The organism is Streptomyces sp. NBC_01431 (assembly GCF_036231355.1).
GTDB lineage: Bacteria > Actinomycetota > Actinomycetes > Streptomycetales > Streptomycetaceae > Streptomyces.
Window position 1 is genome coordinate 5,498,783 of the sequence record NZ_CP109496.1, and the last position, 24,550, is coordinate 5,523,332.

At 70.7% G+C, this 24,550-nt stretch carries 16 protein-coding genes; 11 read left to right on the top strand and 5 right to left on the bottom strand.

Translation table 11 applies throughout. The features are described from left to right. Positions 1–126: 126 nt before the first annotated feature. Positions 127–945 (bottom strand): AfsR/SARP family transcriptional regulator, encoded by an 819-nt coding sequence (locus OG522_RS25145; protein WP_329465257.1) that lies wholly within the window; start codon positions 943–945, stop codon positions 127–129. Between the two features lie 301 nt (positions 946–1,246). Here OG522_RS25145 and OG522_RS25150 point away from each other — a divergent pair, with 301 nt between their 5' ends. From OG522_RS25150 to OG522_RS25170, 5 genes are all read left to right on the top strand, one after another. Next, a complete protein-coding gene (locus tag OG522_RS25150; RefSeq protein WP_329465258.1) occupies positions 1,247–1,408 on the top strand; it encodes a hypothetical protein in 162 nt (53 codons plus the stop codon). Next, on the top strand, positions 1,408–3,705 hold the full coding sequence (locus OG522_RS25155) for a TOMM precursor leader peptide-binding protein (RefSeq protein WP_443074747.1): 2,298 nt from the start codon (positions 1,408–1,410) through the stop codon (positions 3,703–3,705). The genes OG522_RS25150 and OG522_RS25155 overlap by 1 nt, the downstream gene beginning before the upstream one ends. 84 nt (positions 3,706–3,789) lie before the next feature. After that, entirely contained in the window at positions 3,790–4,434 is a 645-nt protein-coding gene (locus tag OG522_RS25160) for a hypothetical protein (RefSeq protein ID WP_329465260.1), read from the top strand. A 119-nt stretch (positions 4,435–4,553) separates the two neighbouring features. Next, positions 4,554–6,908: a sensor histidine kinase gene (locus tag OG522_RS25165; protein ID WP_329465261.1), complete on the top strand. Its 2,355-nt coding sequence runs from the start codon at positions 4,554–4,556 to the stop codon at positions 6,906–6,908. A 53-nt stretch (positions 6,909–6,961) separates the two neighbouring features. Further along, positions 6,962–9,334 (top strand): sensor histidine kinase, encoded by a 2,373-nt coding sequence (locus OG522_RS25170; RefSeq protein ID WP_329465262.1) that lies wholly within the window; start codon positions 6,962–6,964, stop codon positions 9,332–9,334. Between the two features lie 235 nt (positions 9,335–9,569). On the opposite strand, the gene OG522_RS25175 is transcribed toward OG522_RS25170, so the two are convergent. Beyond that, entirely contained in the window at positions 9,570–10,184 is a 615-nt protein-coding gene (locus tag OG522_RS25175) for a response regulator transcription factor (protein WP_329465263.1), read from the bottom strand. Positions 10,185–10,454: 270 nt separating this feature from the next. Between OG522_RS25175 and OG522_RS25180 the strand changes: the two genes are divergently transcribed. From OG522_RS25180 to OG522_RS25195, 4 genes are all read left to right on the top strand, one after another. After that, positions 10,455–10,781: a DUF6059 family protein gene (locus OG522_RS25180; protein ID WP_329465264.1), complete on the top strand. Its 327-nt coding sequence runs from the start codon at positions 10,455–10,457 to the stop codon at positions 10,779–10,781. Positions 10,782–10,883: 102 nt separating this feature from the next. Beyond that, entirely contained in the window at positions 10,884–12,599 is a 1,716-nt protein-coding gene (locus OG522_RS25185; RefSeq protein ID WP_329465265.1) for a fatty acyl-AMP ligase, read from the top strand. A 4-nt stretch (positions 12,600–12,603) separates the two neighbouring features. Further along, positions 12,604–14,337: an acyl-CoA dehydrogenase gene (locus OG522_RS25190; RefSeq protein WP_329465266.1), complete on the top strand. Its 1,734-nt coding sequence runs from the start codon at positions 12,604–12,606 to the stop codon at positions 14,335–14,337. Next, positions 14,334–15,167: a 4'-phosphopantetheinyl transferase family protein gene (locus OG522_RS25195; RefSeq protein ID WP_329465267.1), complete on the top strand. Its 834-nt coding sequence runs from the start codon at positions 14,334–14,336 to the stop codon at positions 15,165–15,167. Before OG522_RS25190 ends, OG522_RS25195 begins: the two co-directional genes overlap by 4 nt. Positions 15,168–15,376: 209 nt before the next feature. Here the strand turns inward: OG522_RS25195 and rpsT are convergent, their stop codons facing one another. Continuing rightward, positions 15,377–15,643 (bottom strand): 30S ribosomal protein S20, encoded by a 267-nt coding sequence (rpsT, locus tag OG522_RS25200; protein WP_329465268.1) that lies wholly within the window; start codon positions 15,641–15,643, stop codon positions 15,377–15,379. A 226-nt stretch (positions 15,644–15,869) separates the two neighbouring features. Here rpsT and lepA point away from each other — a divergent pair, with 226 nt between their 5' ends. Beyond that, a complete protein-coding gene (lepA, locus tag OG522_RS25205) occupies positions 15,870–17,735 on the top strand; it encodes a translation elongation factor 4 (protein WP_329465269.1) in 1,866 nt (621 codons plus the stop codon). Positions 17,736–17,970: 235 nt separating this feature from the next. Then, positions 17,971–19,854, top strand: a complete 1,884-nt coding sequence (locus OG522_RS25210; RefSeq protein ID WP_329465270.1) for an AMP-dependent synthetase/ligase — start codon at positions 17,971–17,973, stop codon at positions 19,852–19,854. A gap of 9 nt (positions 19,855–19,863) precedes the next feature. On the opposite strand, the gene OG522_RS25215 is transcribed toward OG522_RS25210, so the two are convergent. Beyond that, the gene (locus OG522_RS25215) at positions 19,864–20,448 is read right to left on the bottom strand and encodes a response regulator (protein WP_329465271.1); all 585 of its coding nucleotides are present in this window, start codon (positions 20,446–20,448) and stop codon (positions 19,864–19,866) included. Next, on the bottom strand, positions 20,445–24,530 hold the full coding sequence (locus OG522_RS25220) for a HAMP domain-containing protein (protein ID WP_443074842.1): 4,086 nt from the start codon (positions 24,528–24,530) through the stop codon (positions 20,445–20,447). Before OG522_RS25220 ends, OG522_RS25215 begins: the two co-directional genes overlap by 4 nt. Positions 24,531–24,550 lie beyond the last annotated feature (20 nt).

Consider the following 24,550-nt stretch of genomic DNA (forward strand, 5'->3'; position numbering starts at 1 on the left):
GGGGCACTGTGCGTCGATCGCCTAGAGGCCGGATCGAGCCACGCACGCGTCGGACCCCGCCCTGTGGGGGGAGAGGGCGGGGTCCGGACGCGTTGCTGCCGGGCGGTCGGGCCGCCCGTGCGCCGCTCAGGCGGCGAAGAGGTCGAGCACCGGGCGACGCCCGGCCAGGTGTGAGTCGAGTGCCGGGTCGCCGGCGAGCACCGCGCGGTGCAGGTGCTGGAGCCGCGCCGAGGGGTCGAGCCCCAGCTCGTCGGCGAGCCCGCGCCGCAGGTTCTGGAACACGTCGAGCGCCTGCCACTGCCGGCCGGACCGGTACAGCGCCACCATGCACTGGGCGTGCAGGCCCTCGTGCAGCGGGTGACGGGCCGTCAGAGAGGTGAGCTCGGCGAGCAGTTGCATGTGCCGCCCGAGCCGCAGATCGGAGTCGATCCGCTGTTCAAGGACACCGAGCCGGCTCTCCTCAAGACGGACGAGCTCGATCTCCAGGAGCGGGCCGAGACGGACGTCCACCAGGGCCGGCCCGCGCCACATGCCGAGCGCGTCGCGGTAGAGCGCGGCGGCGCTCTCGTCGTCACCGCGCTCGGCGGCACCGCGCCCGGTCGCCACCAGGCGGTCGTACTCGTGCACGTCCACCGCGCCCGGCGTCACTTCGAGGAGGTAACCACCGTGCCGGGTGGCCAGCACCTCACGTGCGGTGTACGGGCTGTCCGGGCCGAGCGCGTTCGCGATGAGGCGACGCAGCTGAAGGATGTACGTCTGGAGCGTGGTGAGGGCGCTGCGCGGCATGTCCGCCCCCCAGATCTCCTCCATCAGCGTCGGAACGGGCATGACCTGGTTGGCGTACACCGACAGGAGCGCCAGTATCTGCCGGGGCTTGCCGGCGCTCGGGACGACCGAAGTGCCGCCCGACTCGGCCATGAGCGGACCGAGAACCTTGATCTCCATGGGATTCCTCCGGGGTCGGATCTGCCGGATGACCCGATGGTTTTCGGACCCGGCTCCAAGCACCCTCAAAAGCTGTCACCCGGGCCCGGCTTACGGCAGTGCCGGGCTCCTGAACCCGGCATGTGAGTGTCCTGGGCACGAGTATGAAAGTTTCATGTGCATCCCGTGACCGCGGCACTGGGGCGGATTCGGCCCACCCGGCAGAGTTCTGGACGTCGGCCCGACCGGGAGTCGAGAGCCGACGGCTAGGGGGGTCAGGTCCCCCTGGGTCTACCAGGCTGCTAGTCAAAGGGTGAACCTCATGAACGCGAACATCCTCCGCCCCGTCTCCGGCAACGACGACCTCGTGATCGAGGAGTTCGGACAGCAGGTCTGCGTCAACCTCATGGCACCCGCTCTGCCTTGCTGGTTGGCGGCGCAGGGTCAGGTCTCGGCCGTCGACGCCGCTCGCCTCGCTGCCTGATGGGGGCCGTGCGGGCCGCCGCCGCCCCGCTCGTCGGGTTCAAGCCGCACCTGCGGGTCGAGCAGGTGCCCGGTGAAGCGGTGTACTTGATTTCCGACCAGCGGGTGACCGCACTGCACGGTGAGCAGATAGCCCGCCTCGTCCCGCTCCTCGACGGCACCAGACCCCTGGAGCGCATAGCGAGAGACGCCGCGGACGCGCTTCCCGCCGGACAGGCCGCCCGGCTGGTGTCCCGGCTGACCGGCGCCGGACTGCTCACGGGGTGCGGGGAACACCCTCTGGCCCCAGGAGAGTCGGCCGAGCAGGCTTACTGGGAGGCCGCCGGGTTGGACGGCGCGGTAGCGCTCAACTCCCGTACTCGGCAGACTGTTTCGGTGCTCGCGGTCGGCGGCGGCGACGCCACGGAACTGACCGCGTGCCTGACCGCCGCTGGACTTGCGACGCCCGAGGCCGGCGCCGAACGTGCGGCCGCTCTCACGGTGGTCCTCTGCGACGACTACCTCGACCCCGCGCTCGCCGTCGTGGACGCCGAGTTCCGTGCGGCAGGACGACGCTGGCTGCCGGTGAAGTCCGAAGGCACCGAGGTGTGGATCGGCCCCTTCTTCGGCGACGTCGACGGGCCCTGCTGGTCCTGCCTGGCCGAACGCCTGTGGCGGTCGCGCCCGGTGGAAGCCCATGTCCAGCGCATGCTGGGCCGCTCGGGCCCGGTACCCCGGCCCTCCTGCACGCTGCCCGCCGCGCGCCTGGCCGCCCTTCAGCTGGCAGGCCTCGAAGCCGCCAAGTGGCTCGCCGGTTACCGGCATCCGAGTCAGCAGGCTCTGCGCACGCTGGACGGACTCGCCCTCGCCGGTGAACTCCACCCCGTCGTGCGCCGGCCGCAGTGCGCCACCTGCGGCGAGCCCGGCATGACCGCCGCCCAGGTGGAGGCGCCGGTGGTGCTGGGCTCCCGAATCAAGCGGGACACTGGCGGCAACGGACACCGCAGCCTCACTCCCCGCCAGTTCCTCGACCGGTTCGGCCACCTGGTGGATCCGGTCACCGGGCTCGTGCGCGGCATCACCCGGAACGAGTGCGGACCCGAGTTCTTCAACTCCTTCTCGGCGGGCCTCAACCCGGCCGCGGGCGCCCAGGGCATCGGTGCCATCCGGGGCGGTCTGCGTGCCGCCTGCGGTGGCAAGGGCGCGACCGAGATCCAGGCCAGGGTCAGCGCGCTGGCCGAGGCACTCGAACGCCACTCCGGCCACTTCGAGGGTGGCGAGGCCACGGTCCGCGGCAGCTACCGCGAGCTGGCCGCCGACGCCGTCCACCCGAACACCGTCCAGCTCTACGCCGAGCGGCAGTATGCCGAGCGCGCCGACTGGAACGCGAACCACGCGCCCTTCCAGCACGTCGCCGACCCCTTCGACGAGGAGGCACCGACCGACTGGACGCCGCTGTGGTCGGTGACCGAGCAGCGGCACAAGCTGCTGCCTACCGCGTTGCTCTACTACGGCGTGCCCCAGCCGGCCGGCGCCGCCGGCTGTCTGGCCACCTCCAACGGCACCGCCGCCGGAGGCACACTGGAAGACGCCGTGCTCCAGGGCTTCCTCGAACTCGTGGAGCGCGACGCGCTCGCCCTGTGGTGGTACAACCGCACCCGTCACCCCGCCGTGGACCTCGACGCCTTCGACGACCCGTGGATCACCGAACTGCGGCGCGTGCACGCCTCGTTGGACCGCGAGGTGTGGGTGCTCGACCTCACCGCCGACCTCGGCATCCCGGTGATGGCCGCACTGTCGCGGCGTACGGACGCCGAACCGGGGCAGGCGGAGCACATCATGTTCGGCTTCGGCGCGCACTTCGACCCGGCGATCGCGCTGCGCCGCGCCCTGACCGAGCTCAACCAGATGATGCCGCACGTGGTCGCCCCCGACGGCAGCGTGTCCCGCGCGGCCGCCGACGACGTGGACGTCCACGAGTGGCTTCGTACGGGCAGGGTCGCGGACCACCCCTACCTGTTCCCGGCCGACCTCCCGCCGACCGGCCCCGCCACCCACCCCTACACCCCGCACGACGATCTGCACGAGGACATCGAGATGGTCGTGGCACTCCTGCGGAACAGGTCCTTGGAACTGCTCGTCCTCGACCAGACGCGGCCGGACGTCGGACTGCCGGTGGTCAAGGTGGTGGTGCCCGGACTCAGACCGCACTGGGCCCGCTACGCCCCCGGACGCCTCTTCGACGTCCCCGTACAGCTCGGCAGACTGGCCGCGCCTACCTCGTACGAGAGCCTTAACCCCGTGCCGCTCTTCCTCTGACGACGAGGAGCACGAACGGCACGGACTGTGCACCCAAGCACCAACCACGCGAACACCACATCCTGCAGGTGGAAGGACCCTCTCATGCGCATCGACCGCCTCGCGGCCCGGGACCTCGGCGAGTTCTGGTCGCTGCGCGAGGACGTCATGGTCCTGCCCGGCCCCAGCATGGTGCTGCGCACTCCCTGGGGGGAGCTCCGTCTGGAGCGTCCGGGGCTGCTGCTGCGCGAGGCGCTGCACCGGATGCAGCTCGGCCCGGTGTCGCTGGGCAACGTGGTGCCCGGCTTCCCGGGGTACGACGTGCCCGAGGGGGAGTGGAACGACGCCTCGCGGGAACTGCTCGACGCCCTGGACTCCCTCCAGCACCTCATCGTGCGCCACTTGTCGCTCGGGGCCTCTCCGCTGCTGAGCGTGGTCCCGCTGTCTCCGGACGCCAGGTTCTGTCTGCCACCGGTCGCACCCGGCGCCGAATGCCGGCTGTCTTCGGACGTCGTGCTGCGCGGCACGGGCCACGATCCCGTTCTCGCGTACGAGGGCGCTGACCACCGGGTGGAACTGCACGGGCCCGATGCCTCCCGGCTGCTTCTGCATCTGCGGGGTGCCTACAGCGATTTTCAGTCACCATTCGACGGGTCGCTGTCCGAGGAGGTGGTGCGGGCGGCCCGGTCGTATACGGCGGCCGCCGGGATGCTCGCCATCGACGACGCGAAAGGCGGGGCCCGCCTGTGAGAACCGGTCGAGCACTACAGATCCGTGCGCTGGATTACCTATGATCCCGTTCGAGACGTGCTTCTGACCGGGCATCGTTGAACCATGGGGGACACTTGAGGACAGCAACGGTCGGCTCAGTGGATGGGGACTCCGCTGATGCCGTCAGTCAGGAGCTACCGCCGCGCAAGGCGATAGCCATAACCGCAGTCGTGCTGATCGGCTTCTTCGTCATCGACGGCTCGTTCGTCTGGGCGGAGCGCCCACCGGTGTGGCAGAGTGCGATAGCCGTGCTCGCCTTCGCCGCGATCATGGGGCTGCAACTCGGCCATTCCTTTCCGCGGCTCTTTCCAGGGCTCACCCAAGTCCGGTATGCGGCCTGGGTGTTCCAGATTCTGCCCAGCTATCTGCCGCTGCTGCTCTTCGGCAAGGCCTGGGGCGGGATGTCGGAATTCCTCGCGGCCTCGGCGGTGCTGGTGTTCCCGGCGGCGACGGGCTGGGCACTGTTCTCCGCGGTGATCGCAGCCGATCTCGTGGAATTCCATCACTACGGACTCGCCTGGGGCGATGTCCTGTACGCGTCTGTCGAAGCGATCCTCATCCCGCTCGTCGTCATCGGACTCTCCCGGATGTCCGAGATGATCAGCCAGTTGCATCGCTCGCGGGCCGAACTCTCGCGCCTCGCCGTCGCCGCCGAGCGGCTGCGGTTCGCCCGCGATCTCCACGACGTGCTGGGCTTCAGCCTCTCCGCGATCACGCTCAAGTGCGAGCTCGCCTACCGTCTGTTCACCGAGGCCCCGGCGAAGGCGCAGGACGAGCTCACCGACATTCTGAGTACGTCGCGCAAGGCGCTCGCCGATGTGCGTTCGGTCAGCCGTGGCTACCGGGAGATGTCCCTGTGGGGGGAGGCGGACGCGGCTGTCTCGATGCTGGGCGCGGCCGGTATCCGTACCACGGTGCACATCGAGCGAACCGAGTTGCCGGGCGTGGTGGACACCATGCTGGCAACGGTTTTGCGTGAGGGTCTGACCAACCTGCTGCGGCACAGCAAGGCCGAACAGTGCCGGATCACCGTCGAACGCGACGGAAACAACGTTGCCTTCACGCTGGCCAACGACGGAGTCCGCTCCGGGCGGCCGGCCAAGGGCGGCCCGGCCGGCGGGCTCGCCGCGCTGGAGGAGCGGGTCCGGCTCGTCGGCGGCACGCTGGCCCACCACGCCGACGACGGCTGGTACCGGCTGCACGTGACCGTCCCGTTGCCGGACGGGGGCACACCGGCGGTCGGCTCGCTGCCCGCGGTCTCCTGCGCGGACGACCTGGAGCAGCCCCCCGCGATCCGCCCGCGCGGAGCCGCGCACCTCGACGTGGCGCCCCGCGATGCCAGCACGATCACGCTGGCGGTGGTGGTCGGCTACTTCCTGGCCTGTTCGGCGGAGGGCTGGTCCTTCGCCCCGGGGGGCGGTTTCCCCTACGGCGTGGAGCTGTGCCTGCTCTCCCTCCTCGGGCTCCAACTCGCCGAATCGTTCCACTGGCGGTTCTCCTGGGCCGCACGGTGGCGATCGGGGCTGCGGTACTGGGCGCTCGGCCTCCAGGCGGTCTTCCAGTTCGTGCCCTTCCTGGTCTTCGGCCGCGCCTGGCCGGGCATCCCCGGCTTTCTGGCCGGCTCGGTACTCCTCGTGCTGCCCGCGGCGGCCGCCTGGCCCGCACTCCTGATCGTCACCGCGGCCAGCGACGCCGCCCTGTACGCGTCCGGGGTGCCGTTCCAGGACGTCATCTACGAGACCGCGTACACGCCGATCTGCGCCCTAGTGGTCTTCGGCCTCTCCCGCATGGCGCAGCTCGCCTCCGAGCTGCATCGCTCCCGGACCGAGATCGCCCGCCTCGCGGTCACGACGGAGCGCCTGCGTTTCGCGCGTGACCTGCATGATCTGCTCGGGTTCAGTCTTTCCGCGATCACGCTCAAGTGCGAGCTGGTGCGCCGGCTCGCGCAGAGTCGGCCGGTGCAGGCGCAGGAGGAGCTGACCGAGGTACTTCAGATCGCGCGCCAGGCGCTGGCCGATGTGCGCACGGTGGCCGAGGGGCGGCAGCGGATGAGTCTGACCGCCGAGGCCGCGAACGCCACCGCGATGCTGGCCGGGGTGGGCATCCGCGCGACGGTGGACACCGACTGCGGTGAACTGCCCGGCGACGTCGACACGGTGCTGGCGACCATGCTGCGCGAGGGCCTGACGAACATGCTGCGGCACAGCAAGGCCGCCCACTGCGAGATCACCGCGGAGCGCACCGCCGCCGGGGTGTGTCTGCGGCTGGTCAATGACGGGGTGGTGGGCGGCTGCGCGGACGCCGGGCTCGGCTCCAAGGTCAACGGCGGTAGCGGGATCGGGAACCTGACCACCCGGGTCAACGCGGTGAACGGCCGCCTGGTCGCGGGGGCGCGGCCGGACGGCAGGTTCGAGCTGAAGGCAGAGGTCGAACTGCTCACGGCCATCGCCTGATTGACCGCACGACGCACCACCCACAATCGAAGATGCAAGCTCATGGGGGAGACTTGAGGACCGATGCAGTCGGCCGCGCGCGCGGGGAGCGCGTGGCACCGGCGGGCCGTGCGCTGCCACGGCACCGGGCGATCGTGATCACCACGGGGGTGCTGCTGGGATTCTTCGTGATCGACGGCTCGTTCGTGTGGTTCGAGCACCCGCCGCTGTGGCAGTGCGCCACCGCCGTGCTCGGCTTCGCCGCGATCCTGGCCCTACAGATCAGCCACTCGTTCCCGAGCCTGTTCCCCCGGCTGTCCCGGTACCGGTACGCGACGTGGGGGCTCCAGGGGCTGCTCGCGTATCTGCCGATCGGTCTCTTCGGCGTCGGCTGGGGCGGCATGACGGCGTTCTTCACGGCCTCGGCCGCCCTGGTGTTCCCGCCCGCGGTCGGCTGGCCGCTGTTCTGCTTCGGGTTCGCCGGGGACTTGGCGGTGTTCGCCCACTTCGAGACCGGGTGGAGCTATGTCGCGTACGCCGGTGTCGAGGCGTTACTCATTCCGCTGACCGTCATCGGGCTCTCCCGGATGTCCGACATGATCGTGAAACTGCAACGCTCCCGGGAAGAGCTCTCCCGGCTCGCGGTGGCTGGTGAACGGCTGCGGTTCGCACGGGACTTGCACGACGTGGTGGGCTTCGGCCTGTCGGCCGTCGCCCTCAAGTGCGAGCTCGCCCACCGGCTCCTGGAGCGGGCGCCGGCCAGGGCGCAGGACGAGCTCGCCGAGGTTCTGCGCACCTCGCGCAAGGCGCTCGCCGACGTGCGCGCGGTGAGCCGCGGCTACCGTGAGATGTCGCTGTCCGGCGAGGCACAGGCCGCGGTCCCGATGCTGTCGGCGGCGGGCATCCGCATGTCGCTCACCTTCGACGAGGCGGAGCTGCCGCGGCCGGTGGACACGGTGCTCGCCGCCGTACTGCGCGAGGGCCTGACGAACATGCTGCGGCACAGCAAGGCCGAGTGGTGCGAGCTCCGGGCCGAACGCCAGGGCGCCGCCGTCGTCGTCGCGCTCGTCAACGACGGCCTCGGGCGCGGACGTTCGGCCAAGAGCGGCACCGACGGCGCGCTGTCCGCGCTGGGCGAGCGGGTCACCTCGCTCGGCGGCACGCTCGCCCACGGGCCCGACGGCCGGGGCCGGTTCCACCTGCGGGCCGTCGTGCCGCTGCCCGACGGCGCCGGGCAGCGGGCGGACGCGTGCCCCGCGCGGGCCATCGACGCCGATGACGCCGAGCAGCCGGTGGTGCAGCCGCGCGGCCTGGGCCACCGGGACATGGTGCCGCGGGCCGCCGCGGCCATCACCTTCGCGGTCCTGGTGGGCTACTTCCTGGCGTACTCGGTGCTCTCGCTCTCCTTCGAACTTCCGCTCCTGCGGTCGGTGGCGCTCATGCTCTGCCTGTCCGCCATGCTGCTGGTCCAGCTCGCGGTCTCGTTCCAGTGGCGCCTGGCCTGGGCGGCGCGCAGGCCGTGGCTGGTGCGCCAGGGTGCGTTCTGCGCGCTGGTACTGCTCCAGGTCGGGCCACCCCTGTTCCTGGGCCGGACCTGTCTGGGGATGCCGGGTTTCCTGGCCGGGACGGCGCTCCTGGTGCTGCCCACCACGGTCGCCTGGCCGGTGTTCGCCGTGGTCGTGGCCGGCGGCGACCTCTCGCTCCAGCTGGCCGACGGGTCCCTCCAGGACCTGATCTACCAGAGCGCCTACACCCCGATCTGCGGCGTCGTCGTCTTCGGCCTGTCGCGGATGGCGCAGCTCGCTTCCGAACTGCACCGCTCCCGTACCGAGATCGCCCGCCTTGCCGTGACCACGGAGCGCCTGCGTTTCGCCCGTGACCTGCACGATCTGCTCGGGTTCAGCCTGTCCGCGATCACCCTCAAGTGCGAGCTGGTACGCCGACTCGCGACGAGCAGGCCCGCGCAGGCGCGCCAGGAGCTCACCGAGGTGCTCGGCATCGCCCGCGAGGCGCTCGCCGATGTGCGCACGGTGGCGAGCGGCAGTTTGCGGATGTGCCTGACAGCCGAGGCGGAGCACGCCACCGCGATGCTCGCGGGTGTCGGGATCCGCGCCACCGTTCGGATGGACTGCGGTGAACTGCCCGGCGAGGTGGAGACGGTGCTCGCGACGACGCTGCGCGAGGGTCTGACCAACATGCTGCGGCACAGCAGGGCCGAGCACTGCGAGATCACCGCCGAGCGGGCGGCGGGCGGGGTGCGGCTGCGCCTGGTCAACGACGGGGCGCAGGGGTTCGGCGAACCCGCCCTCGGCTCGCGCACCCATGGCGGCAGCGGCATCGGGAACCTGACGACGCGCGTCGAAGCGGTCAACGGCCGGCTCACGGCGGGGCCGCGGCCCGACGGCCGTTTCGAGCTCAGGGCAGAGGTCGAACTGCTCGCGGCGTAAGAGCCGTACGAGAGGTGTCGTACGGGGTTCTGTGCGAGCGGTGCCGTACAAGCGGTTCTGCGCGAGAGGTGTCGTGCGAGCGGTGCCGTACGAGAGGGCGAAGGCCGAGGCGCGCAGGCTCTGCGAGCGGGCGGGTCGAAGCCCCGAGTCCTGCGAGCGGGCGGAGCCGAAGCCCTACCGACGCGGCGAAGAAACGTTTTGTCCGGGGCTGATGCGGCAGCCCCGGGCCCGCTCCTCAGACCGAGTGCAGCCAGCCCGCCTCGCGCGCGATGCGGATCGCGTCGACGCGGTTACGCGCGTTGAGTTTGCTGACGGCCGAGGTCAGATAGTTGCGTACGGTGCCCGACGACAGGTGCAGCCGGGCGGCGATCTGGCCGGCCTCCATGCCCTCCGAGGCGAACTGGAGCACCTCCCGCTCGCGGTCGGTGAGCGGGGAGGGGCCGGAGTCGAGCGTGGCGAGGGCCAGCTGGGGGTCGATCACGCGCTCGCCCGCCGCCACCTTGCGGATCGCGGCGCACAGGCTGTCCGGATCGGAGTCCTTCGGCAGAAAACCCGAGACGTGCGCGGCCAGCGCCCGTCTGAGGTTGCCGGGTCTGCCGAGGCTGGTGAGGATCAGGGTGCGGCACTGCGGCACCGAGGTGTGCAGTCCGGCGGCGGCGGTGATGCCGTCGGTGCCGGGCAGGTCGATGTCCAGGACGGCGACGTCCGGCCGCATGGCCATCGCGGTCGGCACGATGTCCGTACCCGACGACAGTTCCGCGACCACTTCCAGATCCGGCTCCAGCTCAATGAGCGACACCAATGCCTTGCGCAGCATATGCATGTCTTCGGCAATCAGAACTCGCACCATGGTGCCCCCCGTTGTGCTGGATCATGGGTCGTTTGCTAGCGATTATGCAATAGCCGACCCCTGCGACTCCGGGCTGAGACTAACCCGGCACATGCCGTTTCCGGACCGGTACGTGTAGTTGCGCACCCGCGCCTTTCAGCCAGTACCCGAGCAGGGCTCAAGTGGCCGCTCCCATCCTCCCTGCACCCAGGTGCCGCCCCGGCAGCCGGGGCGAAGGGAGAGGTGACGTGAACATGAACGGACGCCGCAGCTCGGAAGGTGTTCTCTGACATGGCGGGCGCGAAGAACCCGGACGTTCCGGACCGCTCCGGGCGCCGCCCCAAGGGCTCCTGGCGCCGGGTCGTCGGCCGCTTCCTGCGACCGGTGGGCGAAGCGCTCATGGTCCACGGCGGCGTCGACCTGTATCTGACCGCGGCCGACGGCAACCGGGCCCGGCTGCACTCGCTCGACAGCGGCTTCCGCCTGATGCTGCGCACCGACGCGGACGGGCCGCCACCGGGCCACCCCGAACGGCTGCGCCCCGACGTGCCGCTGACCCGCCAGGAGCTGACGCTCCTACAGGACCTCCTGAACGAGGTGCCCGGACACAGAAGATGAGCGGCCCCGCGCCCGCACCACAGTTGATCTTCAAGTACCCGTCAAGGGCCGACGCGCAGAGTAGGAGGACCAACCATCCGTCCGAGCACCAGGGAGCAGAGGATGACCCCAGCGAAGAGCTTCACGCAGGCACTGGCGGCGCGGTTCGCCGCCGGCGCCGCCAAGACCGCTCTGCTCTGCCTGGACGGTGAGGGACACGCCGACGGCCGCACCTACCGGGAACTCGACGTGCGGGCCAGGTCCGTCGCGGCCGCGCTGCTGCGCCGCCGCGCGGTCGGCGCACCCGTCCTGATCTCCATGGACGGCGGCCCGCACGCCGTCGCCGCCCTCCTCGGCTGCCTGTACGCGGGCGCCGTCGCGGTGCCCGTGCCGCCCCCGGACGCCTCCCGCGCCGCGGCCGAACGCACCGCCGCGATCGCCGCCGAGACCGATGCCGCCATCGTGCTCACCGCGTCCGCGCACGCCCCCGAACTCTCCCGGCGCCTCGCGGCCGCCGGACGCTCCTCGGTGGTGTGCCTGGCCGTCGACTGCCTGCCCGACGACGGCGACGACTGGCAGCCGCCCGCCGTGGACGCCGGCGCGACCGCGCTCATCCAGTACACCTCCGGATCGACCGCCGCCCCGCGCGGCGTCCAGGTCACCCACGCCAACCTCCTCGCCACCATGGAGTCGCTGCGCACCGCGCTCGGTACCGACGAGCACGCCCGTATCGGCGGCTGGCTCCCGCTCCACCACGACCTCGGCCTGATCGGCCAGTTGCTGCACCCGCTCTGGCTCGGCGCCACCGCCGTCCTCATGCCCCAGCACCTGTTCGCGACCGCCCCGGTGCGCTGGCTGCACGAGGTGGCCCGGCACCGCGTCACCGTCACCGCCGCACCGGACTCCGCGTACGCCCGCTGCCTGGCCGAGGCCACCGACGACGACCTCGCGGGCCTGGACCTGAGCGCGCTGGCCACCGCCGTCAACGCCTCGGAGCCGGTGTCCGCCGTCACCCTCGCCGCCTTCGCCCGCCGCTTCGCCGCGGCCGGTCTGCGCCCCGGCGCGCTCGTCACCGGATACGGGCTCGCCGAGGCCACCCTCCTGGTCAGCCTCACCGACCGGCGCTCGCCCGCGCCTGCCACCGTGTCCGCCGAAGGCCTGGACCGTGGCGAGTTGACCCCGCCCGAGCCGGGCCGCCCGGTGCGCACCCTGGCCGGCTGCGGACCCGCGCGGGGCGTCACCGTACGCATCGTTGATCCGGAGAGCTCGGCCGCCCTGGCCGACGGCTCGGTCGGCGAGATCTGGGTGCGCGGCGAGGCCGTGGCCGCCGGGTACTGGCGGCGCCCGCTGGAGAGCGCCGCCGTCTTCGGCCACGCCACGTCATCGGGCGAGCGCGGCTTCCTGCGCACCGGCGACCTCGGCGCGCTGCGCGACGGCGAGCTCTACCTCACCGGCCGCATCAAGGACGCCCTCCTCGTGGACGGCCGCACCCTGCACCCGCAGGAGGCCGAGCGCCAACTCGCCCGGTCCGGTGCCCCGTTCGGCTCCGCCGTCGTCCTGTCCGCGCCCGCCGAACGCGAGGAGATCGTCGCCATCCAGGAGATCCGCGGCGCCGGCTGGAGCCGTGGCCAGCTCGCCGACCTCGCCGAACGGGTCCGCGGCTGTCTGCACGACGAGTTCGGCGCGTCCCTTGGCGGCGTGGTCCTGGTCCGCCCCGGCACCGTGCGCCGCACCACCAGCGGCAAGGTCCGCCGCTCGCTGATGCGCGAGCTGTACCTGCGCGGCGAACTGCGCCCGCTGTACGCGTCCGCGCCGCCCTACACCCCGGAAGGGGGCTGAGCCCATGCCCGACACCGCCGTCCGGGTCGCCGCCCCGGACGTACGCCGCCGTGCCGAGCGGCTCGAATTCCGCTTCGGCGACCCCTGCGACCCGGCGAACCCGCTGGGCTTCTCGGCCCTGCTCGCCGCCGACGGCGACGGTGAACTCCTCGCCGCCGCCGAGGAGTTGCTTGACGGCGAGGGCTTCGGCGCCGAGCTCGTGCCGGTCGCGCTCGGGGGGCGGCTGCGTGACGCCGACCAGCTGATGCGCATGCTGCGACCGGTGTTCCGCCGCGACGTCGCCCTCGCCTTCGGCTACGGCATCACCTCGCTGTTCGCGGCCGCCCCGGTGTTCGCCGCGGGCTGCGCGAGCCAGCGCGAGAGCGTGGCCCGCCTGCTCGCCTCGGGCGGCCGGGCGGCCATCGTGCACCGCTCGCTCGCCCACGGCACCGCGATGCTGCGCGGCGAACTCACCGCCATGCAGTACTCCGACGGCTACGTCCTGGACGGCCGCAAGGACGTCGTCATCAACGCCGAACGCGCGGGCGCCATCGTCGCCTACGTCCGCACCGACCCGGCCCCGGGCCCCGCGTCCCACTCGGTGTTCCTGCTCGACCCCGGCCAACTCCCGCCCGACGGCGTGCGGTTGCTACGCCGCCGCCCCACCACGGGCATGCGGGGCTGCCGCTTCGCCGGGTACGAGTTCGACGAGTGCGAGGTACCGGGCGGCGCGCTGGTCGGTGAACCCGGCGCGGGCGTCCGCCTTTCCCTGCGCACCTTCCAGCTCAACCGCACCCTGATCACCGGCGCGGTGCTCGCCTCGGTGGACACCGTGCTGCGCGCCGCGGTGCGGGCCGCGCTCGCCGGTGGCACCCTCGGCAGACGCCAACGCGGCGTGCTCGCCGGGGTGTTCGCCGATCTCCTCGCGGGCGACGCCATGGCCACCGCCGTGCTGCGCGCGCTGTCCCTGCTGCCCGGCGCCGCCCATCTGGCCGCCGCCGAACTCAAGTACCTCGTACCGGATCTGCTCAGGGACGACCTGGAGGAGCTGGCCACCGTGCTCGGCGCCGGCGGCTACAGCCGCGACACCGACCAGGGCATGCTCGGCAAGCTGCTCCGCGATCTGCCGGCCGCCGGCCTCGGCCACGCCGGAACCGCCTCCTGTCAGGCCGTGGTGATCCCCCAACTGCCGCTTTTGGCAAGGGACTTCTGGGGTCGGGAGGCCGAACCGCCCGCCGCCCTTTTCCGCACCGCCGAACCCGTGCCCCACCTCGACCTCGGCGGTCTCGAAGTCGCGGGCGGCGGCGACTTCCTGGCCGCCTCCCTCACCGCGTGCGCCGGCCGCCTCGCCGACTCCCGTGACGAGGACCCGTACGCGAACGTGCTCCGTACGATGGCCGCCGCTTTCCACGCCGATCTGCTCGCCGTGCGCGAGGCCTGCCTCGGCATCGAACCCGGCGACCGGGCCGCCCTCGCGAGCCCCGCCACCGCCGCGCTCGCCGACCGCCACTCCGTACTGTCCGCGGCCGGCGCGGCCCTCGCCACCTGGGAGCACCACCGCCCCACCGCCACCTTCCTCGCCGATCCCGCCTGGCTGGTGCTCGCCCTGCACCGCTACGGGCGCCGCCTGGGCCTCACTCTTCCTCCGCCGCCACCGGACTGCGTCGACCGGGTCGCGGAGGAGCTGCTGGCACGTTTCCGCGCCGGCCGCAGTTTCGATCTTCACGACGCGCCTCTGGCGGAAGCAGGTACCCCATGAGCCCCCTCAAAAGGACGGGCATCGCCGAACCCCTTCTGATGCCGGGACCGGACAGCCCCTGGAGCAGAGTGCGGCAGTCGATGGCCTGGCACGGCCATGTGGTGGTCCACGCGAGCTGGCGGGACTGGCTGCCGGCGGCCGTCGCCGACCCCCAGTTGCGCCCGCTGCTCGGCGCCCGCGACTGGCATCGCCTCAACAACCTCCCCGACCCCGAGGCCCGCGACCGCTTCGCGGCCTCCCGGCTGCTGGTCAAATACACCGCGGGCGCGGCCCTGCAAACCCCGCCCGAGACCGTGGAGCTCGCCTCCAAGGCGGGCGGGCGCCCCTATCTGCGCGGCTGCGACCAGATCGAGGTCAGCCTCAGCCACACCGGGGACCTGCTGGTGGTGGGCCTCAACCGGCGCGGCCGGGTCGGCGTCGACACCGAGCTCGCCGACCGCCGCATCCAGTACTCCGCGGTCCAGCGCCATCTGTGCACCCCCGCCGAGCGCCGCTGGCTCGGCGCGCTGGACGAGGCCGAGCAGCAGCGCCGCCTGGTGCGCACCTGGACGCTGAAGGAGGCGTACACCAAGGCGCTCGGCCAGGGCATGCGGATGGGCTTCACCCAGTTCGGCTTCGACGCGGACGCCACCACCCTGCTCACCCCGCAGGGGGAGCCCGCCTCGCACGGCGAGTGGGCGTTCTCCACCTTCGAACTGGACGGCGGTTATCTGGTGGGCGTCGCCTGCCACGACACGGGCCTCCAGGACGAGGGCGACACCGCGGTCGCGACCATGCTCGACGAGGGTTTCCTCGGCGAGGTCGTCGATCTGGTCGGCCGCGCCCGCTGAACGGCCGCGCCCGCTGAACGGCCCGCGGGCAGCACGAAGGCCCCGTTCCGTCCTGGGGAAGGACGGGAACGGGGCCTTCGTGTTACTTCTGGGTAGCGCCGCGCCCGCGTGGCGAACGCGTCCGCGCGCGGCACTGAGCTGCCGTCCGGGAGCGGTAGAGGGGCCGCTGGATCCCGTCGGGCGGGTCGATCAGATGAAGCGGTTGAGTCTTAGCCCTGGAGGGCGGCAACCTTGTGCGCCAGCGCCGACTTCTTGTTGGCGGCGGCGTTCTTGTGGATGACGCCCTTGCTGACGGCCTTGTCGAGCTTCTTGGAGGCCTCGCGAGCGGCCACGGTGGCCTTCTCGAGGTCACCGGCCGCGACAGCCTCGCGAGCCTTGCGGATCGCGGTCTTGAGCGAGGACTTGACGGCCTTGTTGCGCAGGCGCGCCTTCTCGTTCGTCTTGTTCCGCTTGATCTGGGACTTGATGTTCGCCACGAAAGAGCCTTTGCAGGTTCGATGATTCGATCTTAGGTCGCGCCCCGCCGCCACAAGGGTGACGAGACACAGCTGTCCACGTTACCAGCCGCCCCCCGACCAGCCCAAACCGAGCACAGGCCCGCAGGCGTGGGACCATAGAGGCTGCTACTTACGTATCGAACCGTCGTCGACCCGAGACGAGGCGCCGCGATTCGACCGCGCGTCTCAAGAATCAGGACCCTGCGTGCCCGCGACTCCTCCCAACGTGCCCGAGCCGAGCCGTACCGACCCGGCGCTGATCCGCAACTTCTGCATCATCGCGCACATCGACCACGGCAAGTCGACCCTTGCCGACCGGATGCTCCAGCTGACCGGCGTGGTCGACCAGCGGCAGATGCGCTCCCAGTACCTCGACCGGATGGACATCGAGCGCGAGCGCGGCATCACGATCAAGAGCCAGGCGGTCCGGCTGCCGTGGGCCCCCACCGAAGGCCCCGACCAGGGCCGGGCCCACATCCTGAACATGATCGACACTCCGGGCCACGTGGACTTCACGTACGAGGTGTCCCGCTCGCTCGCCGCCTGCGAGGGCACCGTCCTGCTGGTGGACGCGGCCCAGGGCATCGAGGCGCAGACGCTGGCCAACCTGTACCTCGCGATGGAGAACGACCTCACCATCGTCCCGGTGCTCAACAAGATCGACCTGCCGGCCGCCCAGCCGGAGAAGTTCTCCGAGGAGCTCGCGAACCTCATCGGCTGCCAGCCCGAGGACGTGCTCAAGGTCTCCGCGAAGACCGGCGTCGGCGTGGACGCGCTCCTGGACCGGGTGGTCCGCGACGTGCCCGCCCCGGTCGGCGTGGCCGACGCGCCGGCCCGCGCGATGATCTTCGACTCCGTCTACGACTCGTACCGCGGTGTCGTCACCTACGTCCGAGTGGTCGACGGCCAGCTCAACAAGCGCGAGCGCATCCGCATGATGTCGACCGGCGCCACCCACGAGCTCCTTGAGATCGGCGTCTCGTCCCCCGAGATGACCCCGGCCGACGGCATCGGCGTCGGCGAGGTGGGCTACATCATCACCGGCGTGAAGGACGTCCGTCAGTCCAAGGTCGGTGACACCATCACCAGCCTGCACAACGGCGCCACCGAAGCGCTCGGCGGTTACAAGGACCCGAAGCCGATGGTCTTCTCCGGTCTGTATCCGCTGGACGGCTCGGACTACCCGGACCTGCGCGAAGCCCTCGACAAGCTCCAGCTCAACGACGCCGCCCTGGTGTACGAGCCGGAGACCTCGGCCGCGCTCGGCTTCGGCTTCCGCGTCGGCTTCCTCGGCCTGCTGCACCTGGACGTGATCCGCGAGCGCCTGGAGCGCGAGTTCAACCTCGACCTGATCGCGACCGCGCCCAACGTGGTCTACCGGGTCGTCCTGGAGGACGGCAAGGAGGTCACGGTCACCAACCCGAGCGAGTTCCCCGAGGGCAAGATCTCGGACGTGTACGAGCCGGTCGTACGGGCCACCATCCTCGCGCCGTCGGAGTTCATCGGCTCGATCATGGAGCTCTGCCAGACCCGCCGCGGCACCCTGCTCGGCATGGACTACCTCTCCGAGGACCGGGTCGAGATCCGCTACACCCTGCCGCTCGCGGAGATCGTCTTCGACTTCTTCGACCAGCTGAAGTCCAAGACGCGCGGTTACGCCTCGCTCGACTACGAGCCCACCGGCGAGCAGGCCGCGAGCCTGGTCAAGGTCGACATCCTGCTGCACGGCGACAAGGTCGACGCGTTCTCCGCCGTCTGCCACAAGGACGCGGCCTACGCCTACGGCGTGCGCCTGGTCGCCAAGCTGCGCGAGCTCATCCCGCGCCAGGCCTTCGAGGTGCCCGTCCAGGCGGCGATCGGCTCCCGGGTCATCGCCCGCGAGACGATCCGCGCCATCCGCAAGGACGTCCTCGCCAAGTGCTACGGCGGCGACATCTCGCGTAAGCGCAAGCTGCTCGAAAAGCAGAAGGAGGGCAAGAAGCGGATGAAGATGGTGGGCTCCGTGGAGGTCCCCCAGGAGGCCTTCATCGCCGTGCTCTCCAGCGACGACTCGGGCGGTAAGAAGAAGTAGTACGCCCGCGATCACCGGCTCTTCGCACCACCGCCACAACGGACCCCCGCGCCTTCGCACGGGGGTCCGTTCGTTATGAAACTACTGTTCATTGCCCCTTACGCACCGGGCGGAGGCGCTCTACTCTGATCACGGCCCGATGGTTACTCGCCAGTTAAACAAGCGTCGGAAGCCAGAGAGCACTCGGACCACCAGCAGTCGTGCAGCCTTGCCGCAGGCCAGCCCGGAGGACGTCGTGAGCGACACACAGACCTTGATCGAGAACCGGCCGCCGTCCGTGGCGGCCCTCTTCGTCCAGCGCGTGGACGCCACGCCGGACGCGGAGGCCTACCGCTACCCGGTGGTGGCCGCGGGCCACGTCCCCGACGAGTGGAAGTCGCTGAGCTGGGCCCAGGCCGCCGAACGCGTCTACGCGATCGCCGCGGGCCTCGCCGACCTCGGCGTGCGGGCCGAGGAGCGGGTCGCGCTCGCCTCCTCCACCCGGGTCGAGTGGATCCTGGCCGACCTCGGGGTGATGTGCGCGGGTGCCGCCACGACCACGATCTACCCCTCCACCAACGCCGAGGAGTCGGCGTTCATCCTGGCCGACTCCGAGAGCCGGGTGCTGATCGCGGAGGACGCCGCCCAGCTGGCCAAGGCCCGCGAGCGCCGGGCCGAGCTGCCGCACCTGAAGCACGTCGTGGTCCTCGACCCGGTGGGTGCCGGGCCCGCCGAGGGCGACCCGGAGGGCTGGGTGCTCAGCCTCGCCGAGCTGGAAGCACGCGGCGCCGCCCATCTGGAGAAGCACCCCGAGGCGGTCAAGGAGCGGATCGCGGCCATCACCGCCGACCAGCTCGCCACCCTCATCTACACCTCCGGCACCACGGGCAAGCCCAAGGGCGTACGGCTGCCGCACGACAACTGGTCGTACATGGCCAAGGCGACCGTCGCGACCGGTCTGATCACCAGCGAGGACGTGCAGTACCTCTGGCTGCCGCTCGCGCACGTCTTCGGCAAGGTGCTGACCTCCGGCCAGATCGAGGCCGGCCACGTGACGGCGGTCGACGGCCGGATCGACAAGATCATCGAGAATCTGCCGGTGGTCCAGCCGACCTACATGGCAGCGGTGCCCCGCATCTTCGAAAAGGTCTACAACGGCGTCGCGGGCAAGGCCCGCGAGGGCGGCGGGGCCAAGTACAAGATCTTCCAGTGGGCGGCCGGGGTGGCCCGCGAGTACGCGAAGGTCAGCCAGGACAACTTCCGCCGCACCGGGCGGCCCGGAGCGCCCTTCGCCCTCGCAGCCAAGCACAAGGTCGCGGACGCGCTGGTGTACAGCAAGATCCGTGAGGCGTTCGGCGGGCGGCTGCGGGCCTGTGTCTCCGGCTCGGCGGCGCTCGCGCCCGAGATCGGCTTCTTCTTCGCCGGCGCCGGCATCCACATCCTGGAGGGCTACGGCCTCACCGAGTCCTCGGCCGCCTCCTTCGTCAACCCGGGCGAGGCCTACCGCACCGGCACCGTCGGCAAGCCGCTGCCCGGCACCGAGGTGCGGATCGCGGACGACGGCGAGATCCTGCTGCGCAGCCCCGGCATCATGCAGGGCTACCACGGGCTGCCCGAGAAGACCGCCGAAGTCCTGGAGCCCGACGGCTGGTTCCACACCGGCGACATCGGCGAGCTGTCCGCCGACGGCTACCTGCGCATCACCGACCGCAAGAAGGACCTCATCAAGACGTCGGGCGGCAAGTACATCGCGCCGGCCGAGGTCGAGGGCCAGTTCAAGGCGGTCTGCCCGTTCGTCTCCAACATCCTGGTGCACGGTGCCGACCGGAACTTCTGCACCGCCCTGATCTCCCTGGACGAACCGACGATCCTCGGCTGGGCCAAGGAGCAGGGCATCGCGGGTTCGTACGCCGACGTCGTGGCGGCCCCGCGCACGGCGGAGCTCATCGAGGGCTATGTGGCCCGTCTCAACGAGGGGCTCCAGCGCTGGCAGACGATCAAGAAGTTCCGGCTCCTTCCGCGCGACCTGGACGTGGAGCACGGCGAGCTGACCCCCAGTCTGAAGCTGAAGCGACCGGTGGTGGAGCGCGAGTACCGCCCGCTGATCGAGGAGATGTACGCGGGCTCACGCGAGGCCTGAGCGGGCCGTTCACGGGGTGCTGCGAGCCCGCCCGAGGGCACGCAGCGCGTCGTGAAGGCGAGCCATCCGGTGGCGCAGCTCCGCCACCTCGCCCAGCTCTCCCCGGGCCAGCTGCTCCTCGATCGCGGTGAGCCGCTCGGCGATCTCGTCGAACCGGCGCTGCTCGTCCGTCAGCATCCGCTCCAACTGCCGGTTCTTACGGTGCAGTTCGAGGAAGACGTTCACCTTGGCGCGCAGCACCCAGGGGTCGAAGGGCTTGGTGAGGAAGTCCGCCGCGCCCGTCGCGTACCCGCGGAAGGCGTAGCCGTCGTCGTCGCTGCCGGTCAGGAAGATGATCGGCACGTTCTTCGTCTGGTCGAGCCGCTTGATGTTCGAGGCGGTCTCGAAGCCGTCCATGCCCGGCATCCGCACGTCGAGCAGGACCACCGCGAACTTCTGCCGCAGCAGCGCCTTCATCGCCTCCTCGCCCGAACGGGCCCGTACCAAAGGCTCGTTGAGGGAGCCGAGGACGGCCTCCAGGGCGATCAGGTTGTCCTCCATGTCGTCGACGAGGAGGATGCTCGCACCATCGTGGAATGGTGCCCGAGTGCTCATGCCCGGTCGCCTCGCGGGCTCGGTGAGGCGGCTTCCCTTTCCCCGGTGTCGCTGCGCTGCTCGGGGACGGGCGGGGTTTCGTCGTCCTGCGCCGGGCCCTCGGGGTCCAGAAGGGCGCAGACCACGCTGAGCAGCCGGTCCACGTCGACGGGCTTGGGCACGTAGTCGTTGGCGCCCTGGGCTATCGACTTCTCGCGGTCGCCGGGCATCGCCTTCGCGGTGAGCGCGATGATCGGCAGATCGGTCCACAGCGGGCTGCGCCGGATCGCCTCGATCGTCTCGTAGCCGTCCATCTCCGGCATCATGATGTCCATCAGGATGAGCTCGATGTCCGGGTTGCGCTCCAGGATCTCGATGCCCTCCCGTCCGTTCTCCGCGTACAGGACCGGCATGCCGACGCGGCCCAGGACATGGGTGAGCGCGAAGACGTTGCGGATGTCGTCGTCGACGATCAACACCCGCCGCCCCGGCAGGACTTGACCGGCCCGGCCGCCCTTCCACTGCTCCAGCCTGGTGGCGGTGGGCCAGCCGTCGTCCTGGTCGGGCAGCAGTACGTGCTCGCTGGTGAACCGGTCGGAGCCGTCGAGGGTGAGCGCCGGGTCGGACTGCTCGGCGTCGCCGGGCAAGTGCCCCGGATAGAGGACGGGGACGTACAGGGTGAAGGTGGAGCCGCGGCCCAACTCGCTCTCGGCGGCGATGCGGCCGCCCAGCAGCCTGGCGATCTCACGGCTGATGGACAGGCCGAGGCCGGTGCCGCCGTACTTGCGGTTGGTGGTGCCGTCGGCCTGTTGGAACGCCTCGAAGATCACCGGGAGTTTCTCATGCGCGATGCCGATGCCGGTGTCCTTGACGACGAAGGCCACCTGGTCCTCGCCGCCGTGCGCCGCCGCGCCGGCCGCGTTCCTGACGCGCTTGACGCGCAGCTCCACCCGGCCCGAGGAGGTGAACTTGATCGCGTTGGACAGCAGGTTGCGCAGGATCTGCTGGAGGCGCTGTTCGTCGCAGTACATCTCGCGCGGCACGTCCTCACCCACGGCCACGTCGAAGGCGAGACCGCGATCGAGGGTGATGGGGCGGAAGGTGGCGTGGACGTAGTCGAGCACCTTGATCAGCGGGAGCTTCTTGGGGCGGACGTCCATGCGCCCCGCCTCGATCTTCGACAGGTCGAGGATGTCGTTGATCAGTTGCAGCAGGTCCGAGCCGGAGCGATGGATCGTGGACGCGAACTGCACCTCCTGCTCGGACAGATGGGCATCCGGGTTGTCGGCGAGCAGCCGGGCGAGGATGAGCAGCGAGTTGAGCGGGGTGCGCAGCTCGTGGGACATGTTCGCCAGGAACTCCGACTTGTACTGGGAGCTGGTCGCGAGCAGGGCCGCCTTCTCCTCCAGCTCGGCGTTCGAGCGCTGCAACTCGGCCTGTTGGCGCTGGAGTTCGTCGGAACGCTCCTGGAGCTGGACCGCCAGCCGCTGGGACTCGCTGAGCAGCGACTCCGTACGGGAGTTGGCGATGATGGTGTTGATCGCGACGCCGATGGTGTTCACGAACTGGTCGAAGAAGGCCAGGTGGACGTCCGAGAAGCGGGAGAAGGACGCCAGCTCGATGACGCCGAGCAGCTTGTCCTCGAAGAGGATCGGGATGATGACGACGCTGGCGGGCGAGGCCTCGCCGAGCCCCGAGTTGATCTTGATGTAGTCCGGTGGGGCCTCTTCGAGCAGGATCCGCTTCTTCTCCAGGGCCGCCTGCCGGACCAGGCCGTGCCCCGGCATGCCGGTGGTGTCCACCGTGGCGCCCTGCGCCGAGCCGTACCCGGCGATGAAGGCCAGCCCCTTGGTGGCGCTGGTGATCCGCGAGGGCGCGCCCTCGCTGTCGGGGTCGGCGAGGAAGAACGCGCCGTACTGGGCGTTCACCAGCGGCGTCAGCTCGCGAAGGATCAGGTCGGCGACCTCCATCAGGTCCCGGTGACCCTGCATGAGCCCCGCCAGGCGGGCCAGGTTGGACTCCAGCCAGTCCTTGGCGCGGGTCGTCTCGCGCAGATTGGACACCATCAGGTTGATGTTGTCCTTCAGCTCGGAGACCTCGCCCCGGGTCTCCACGGTGATCGAACGCGACATGTCGCCCTGGGCGACCGCCGAGGCGACCTCGGCGATCGCGCGGACCTGGGTGGTGAGGTTCAGGGCCAGCTCGTTGACGTTGGTCGTCAGGCGCTTCCACGTCCCGTACACGCCCTCGACCCGGGCCTGGCCGCCGAGCTGACCCTCCGAGCCCACCTCGCGGGCCACCCGGGTGACCTCGGAGGAGAACGACGACAGCGTGTCCACCATGGTGTTGATGGTGGTCTTCAGCTCCAGGATCTCGCCGCGCGCGTCCACGTCGATCTTCTTCGACAGGTCGCCCTGGGCCACCGCCGTGGCGACCTGGGCGATGTTGCGGACCTGGGAGGTCAGGTTGTCCGCCATGTAGTTGACGTTGTCGGTGAGGTCCTTCCACACACCGGAAACCCCGAGCACCTGGGCGCGCCCGCCGAGCCGGCCGTCCGTGCCGACCTCGCGCGCCACCCTGGTCACCTCGTCGGCGAAGGCGCGCAACTGCTCCACCATCGTGTTGACCGTGTCCTTGAGTTCCAGGATCTCGCCCCGCGCGTCCACCGTGATCTTCTTCGACAGGTCGCCGTTGGCGACGGCGGTGGTGACCTGGGCAATGTTGCGGACCTGGGAGGTCAGGTTGGAGGCCATGAAGTTGACGTTGTCGGTGAGGTCCTTCCAGACCCCGGAGACCCCGCGCACCTGGGCCTGACCGCCGAGGTTTCCTTCGGTGCCGACCTCGCGGGCGACCCTCGTGACCTCGTCGGCGAAGGCGGAGAGCTGGTCGACCATGGTGTTGATGGTCGACTTGAGCTCCAGGATCTCGCCCTTGGCCTCCACCGTGATCTTCTTGCCGAGGTCGCCCTGGGCCACGGCGGTCGACACCAGGGCGATGTTGCGGACCTGTGAAGTGAGGTTGTCCGCCATGAAGTTGACGTTCTCGGTGAGGTCCTTCCAGACGCCCGACACCCCGCGCACCTGGGCCCGGCCGCCGAGGTTTCCTTCGGTGCCGACCTCGCGGGCGACCCTCGTGACCTCGTCGGCGAAGGCGGAGAGCTGGTCGACCATGGTGTTGATGGTGGACTTCAGCTCCAGGATCTCGCCCTGCGCGTCGACGGTGATCTTCTGGGACAGGTCGCCGTTGGCGACGGCGGTGGTGACCTGGGCGATGTTGCGGACCTGGGAGGTCAGGTTGGAGGCCATGAAGTTGACGTTGTCGGTGAGGTTCTTCCAGACCCCGGATACGCCCCGCACCTGGGCCCGGCCGCCCAGTTGACCTTCGGTGCCGACCTCGCGGGCCACGCGCGTGACCTCGTCGGCGAAGGCGGACAGCTGGTCCACCATCGTGTTCACGGTCAGCTTCAGTTCGAGCAGCTCGCCCGTCGCCTCGACCGTCACCGTACGCGTCAGATCGCCCCGCGCCACCGCCGTGGTCACCGCCGCGATGTCGCGTACCTGCGCGGTCAGCCGCGAAGCCATGGTGTTCACGGCTTCCGTGACATCGCGCCAACTCCCGCTCAGACCCTGCACCTTGGCCCGGCCGCCGAGCCGCCCCTCGGTACCGACCTCGCGGGCCACCCGGGTCACCTCGCCGGTGAACAGGGACAGCTGGTCGACCATCTTGTTGACGGCCCGGCCGAGCCTGCGCAGATCGCCGCGCAACTGCCGGTTCCCGTCGTGCAGATCGACCCGCTGGGTCAGATCGCCGCCCGCCACCGCGTCCAGGACACGCGTCGCGTTCGCCGCAGGCACCACCAGGGCGTCGAGCAGGGTGTTCGCGTGCCCGATGTCGGCGGTCCAGGCGCCCTGCCCGGGACTGGCCGTGAGCCGCTCGTCGAGCCGTCCGTGCCGGACCACCTCGCGGCGCACCCGCATCAGCTCGTCGGTGAAGTGCTGGTTGCGCACGGCCACTTGGTTGAACAGCGCCGCCAGCTCGGCCGGCAGCCCCTCGTGGACCTCCTGGAGCCGCACCCGGAAGTCGCCGTCGCGCAGAGCCGTCATGGCCGCGAGCAGCGGGCGGA